The 3670-nt window shown below is 67.1% G+C and carries 2 protein-coding genes and 2 pseudogenes; 1 reads left to right on the plus strand and 3 read right to left on the minus strand.

What is annotated here, in order from left to right; genetic code table 11:
* Together AB4074_RS24565 and ltrA are read right to left on the minus strand one after the other, a co-directional pair.
* Positions 1-785: pseudogene (locus AB4074_RS24565) on the minus strand (IS1634 family transposase); the annotation flags it as partial.
* A 74-nt stretch (positions 786-859) separates the two neighbouring features.
* The gene (ltrA, locus tag AB4074_RS24570; RefSeq protein ID WP_441415717.1) at positions 860-2419 is read right to left on the minus strand and encodes a group II intron reverse transcriptase/maturase; all 1560 of its coding nucleotides are present in this window, start codon (positions 2417-2419) and stop codon (positions 860-862) included.
* 273 nt (positions 2420-2692) lie between these two features.
* Between ltrA and AB4074_RS24575 the strand changes: the two genes are divergently transcribed.
* A complete protein-coding gene (locus AB4074_RS24575; RefSeq protein ID WP_441415718.1) occupies positions 2693-2923 on the plus strand; it encodes a hypothetical protein in 231 nt (76 codons plus the stop codon).
* A 129-nt stretch (positions 2924-3052) separates the two neighbouring features.
* On the opposite strand, the pseudogene AB4074_RS24580 reads toward AB4074_RS24575, so the two are convergent.
* A pseudogene (locus AB4074_RS24580) lies at positions 3053-3496 on the minus strand (IS1634 family transposase); the annotation flags it as partial.
* Between the last annotated feature and the right edge of the window lie 174 nt (positions 3497-3670).

Genomic DNA, 3670 nt, shown 5'->3' on the forward strand with positions numbered 1-3670 from the left:
GCGATGGTCGCTGAGCGCAGGGGCCGGAGTTGTTTGATGACGTTTGCCACCGCGAGCCCTGTCCTGTTCTGGACGGTCCTGGAGACGGCCAGCGCGGTGAAGACGATGGTCAGGTGTGCTTCGATCGCGTCGCGGGTGCGGTGGAACATGGGTCTGGCGCGCAGGTCTGTCTTGCTCATYCGGAAGGACTGCTCCACGTGCCACAGCTCGTGGTATGAGCCGATCACCTCTCCTGCGGCCATGACCGTCGCGGGGATGTTCGTGACGTAGCCCTTGAGGCCTGCCAGCTGCCTTGCGCGTGTCAGTGACGCTTCATCGAGGCTGGGTTTCCCGCCGGCGGTCTTGACGAAGCGCGGGGTCCGGGCCGCCTTCTGTCCCTCGATGACCTCGCGGGCCCGGTTCTCCTGGGCCGTGAGGGTCATGGCGTCGCGGACCGCTCTCTTTCGGGAGTAAGCCCACACGGCCCGCCATGAGCCCGGGTGCGTGGCGGGATCCCAGACGGGTTCGGCGCGCAGGTCCGGGTTGTTCTCGTTCCGGTGCCCGGTCCTGGGAGTGATGGTGTCGATCAGCTGCCCGTCGGTGAACGCGTCGCCGTTCCAACGGAAGTGCGACGCCAGGTCGGTCGGGGCCTTGGTCATCCGGGAGCCGACGATGAACCGCAGGCCCGCCTCGTCCAGCTCGCGCAGGTTGSMSGCCGAGAGCATGCCCGCGTCGGCGACGACGACCATGTCGGCCAGGTTGTGCCGGGCCTGGAACTGCTTGATGATCGGGATGATGGTCGCGGTCGTCGGGTAGCCCCGGCCCGTTACCGGGCCGGGGCCCCCTCAGAACCGGACGTGCGACTTTCATCGCATCCGGCTCAAGCAAGTCCCTGCGGGCGTCGAGGGTAGGGAGGCGCTGGTGCTGGTGTGTCGCGTGGCAGGTGGCGCCTACGCCGCTGATCCCAGTAGAGGGTCAGGGCAGGGTCGTCCGGAGACGCGTCGGCCTTGACCATCTGGTGGCGGCGGATCGGCGTCCACGACAGTTTCCGCAGGTAGGCGCCGGTCTCCCGGTCGCCGAAGATCCAGCGGTCTTGTCTGGTCGGATTGAACCGCCCGAAGTAGCGGTCCACGATCCACTGGCCGGTCTTCGTGTTGTGTTGGCGTCTGCCCCACTTGAACATCGTCCACCACAGGGTGGAATCGATGTCCATGAAGACCTTCTTGGACACAACCGTCCGGTAGTAGCCCGCCCACCCCCGCAGGATCGGGTTGAGCCTGCTGATCACGGCCAAGGCGTTCGCGCCATGAAGGCCGCGCACCTCCGCGCGCAGCCGGGTGCGGAACCGCTTGACCGCGGCCTTCGACGGCTTGATCAGCAGTTTCCCCGGGCTGCGGTAATGGCGGACGTTGAACCCGAGGAAGTCGAACCCCTCGGACAAGTGCACGATCCGCGTCTTGTCCTCGTTGAACGACAGCCCCCGGGGCGCCAGCCACGCGGCGAGGCGTTCCTTGACCTGCTCGGCCTCTTGCCGTGAATGGCAGAGCGCCACGAGGTCGTCGGCGTACCTGATCACCACCGGTGTCCCGGGCATCGACCAACCGCGCGTCGAGCGCCAGGGCTTGTACCGAACTCCAGCAGCGGTCTCCATCCCGTGCAGGGCGACGTTCATCAGCAGCGGGCTGATGACCCCGCCTTGCGGCGTGCCCTCGCTGGTCGGGGCGTACTGCCGGTCCTCGATCACTCCGGCCCTCAGCCACCGGGCCACCTGCTCCTTGGCAGGGAACCCGTGCAGGTGGTCGAGCAGCCGATCATGGTCGATCCGGTCGAACGCCGCAGTCAGGTCCGCGTCGAGGACCCACGCCCGAGTCGGGCTCTTGCCCTTGCAGACGGTGAAGATGGCCTCGATCGCGTCATGACATCCCCGGCCGGGCCGGAAGCCGTAGCTTCGCGGCTCGAACCGAGCCTCCCACTCGGGCTCCAGTGCGTTGAGCACCACGGCCTGGGACGCACGGTCGGCGATCACGGGGATGCCGAGCGGGCGCCGCTTGCCGTTCGCCTTCGGGATGTAGATCCGGCGGACCGGCAGGGCCGGTGGCCTGTGGCCGCGCTGTTGGACCCGTCGGGCAAGATCTGCCCGTTCTGGTCCCGACAATGCGGTCAGGCCGTCGATCCCCGCGGTCCTCCGCCCCTGATTGACCTGCGCAACCCGGCGCGTCGCGACCAGCGCGTTCGCCCGGGACCGCAGCATCAACCGTTGCAGACTCCTCACCTTGCGGTGGTCGCCTGCCCTTGTCGCCGTGAAGATGCGCTGCCGCAGTCGCCGTACCTCCGCCTCGGCGCGGGTCCAGTCGATCTGGTCCCAGTCCTCGGGAAAGTCCCGCGGTCCGTTCGCCGCCATTGTGGCGGCGTCCAACGTCCCCGCGGATGCTGACGTCACGATCATCGTCTCCTTCACGAACTCACCTGACCCGCGTGGGCTCCCTCTCGGGCCGAGCACACAGCTCGTATCCGGCCGGTTCGACGCCACCACGGCCTGGAGGCGGCCGTCGCTGGTGGAGTCCTTCCCGTCGCCTTTCGGCGCACCGGCATTCGCTTCTCGGGTCATCCTGTTCCCGGCTGGGAATTGCGCCTTCCTCACGGTCGGCCTACCAGCCAATGGGCTGGACCCAGACGGGGTTTCCACGTTCCACATGCGTAAGACACGAACGGAGTGGGCGCCCTCTATACCCCGGGGACGATGGTGCTCACCCGGCCGCTTGCCAATCAGCGGCCGGCATCCGCCGCATTCCAACGGCACGTCCCTGACCTCGGCCCGGTACTGCATCCCTTCGATCCGGACCTTCAACATGACGAGGCATCTACCAAGGGTTCACGCGTGTTCGCCCGCCCGTCCTTCTCCTCACCCGTGGCCCTCGGAAGGAACGAGGACCCTTCGGCTTGAACCTTGGGCTCCGCACCCCGCAGTTACCCACGACGCACGCCAAGGAGGAGACCGGCCACCGAGCACGAACCGGGAATCACGTCACCATCAGGTCCTCCATCACCGTGATCCACTTACAACATGCGACCTCGTGTCGCACTCGGCCTTGTTGCCTTCGAAGCAGCCGATCTCCAGAGGGAACCCGGCCCGGTCCACGAGCAGGCCGACGACGACCTGCGGGTCGACGCGGCGTTCCTTGGAGTAGCCGACCTTGCGCAACTCGTCTTCCTTCTCGGCTTCGAAGTAGAGCGTGGTGACGTCGTAGAGCACCAGGGAGACGTCCCCGCTGGTGCGGGCGTGCTGGAAGCACCAGGTCGCGATCCGGTCCCGGTACTTGCCCGCAGCGGCCCGGCCGAGGGTGCGTTTCATCGTCGCGTAGCTGGCCGGGGACCGGCCCAGGTCCCGCACGCCGAGCTCGGCTTCCGTATGTGCCGAGCCGACGTGCTCCAGGATCCGCTGACGACCGCGCACATACTCGGCGATCTGCACCGCCGTCGCCCCGGAAGCTGTCCGAACCCGCCTGATGAACACCACACCGGAGACACTAGAACAAATCCTGTTAGACGATATGAAGTGGAACGGGTCACCTGCCCGTCCGGGGCAGTCCATTATCGCCGGGCGGTCCTGCGGCGCCGGCGTGAGCTGATTTGGTTGCCCTGACGCGGGGATCGGCGCTGAAGGACCTGTTCCCGGCGGTGATGTCCTTTA

Origin of the sequence: Arthrobacter sp. 2MCAF14 (assembly GCF_052115645.1) — a bacterium.
Classification (GTDB): domain Bacteria; phylum Actinomycetota; class Actinomycetes; order Actinomycetales; family Micrococcaceae; genus Arthrobacter.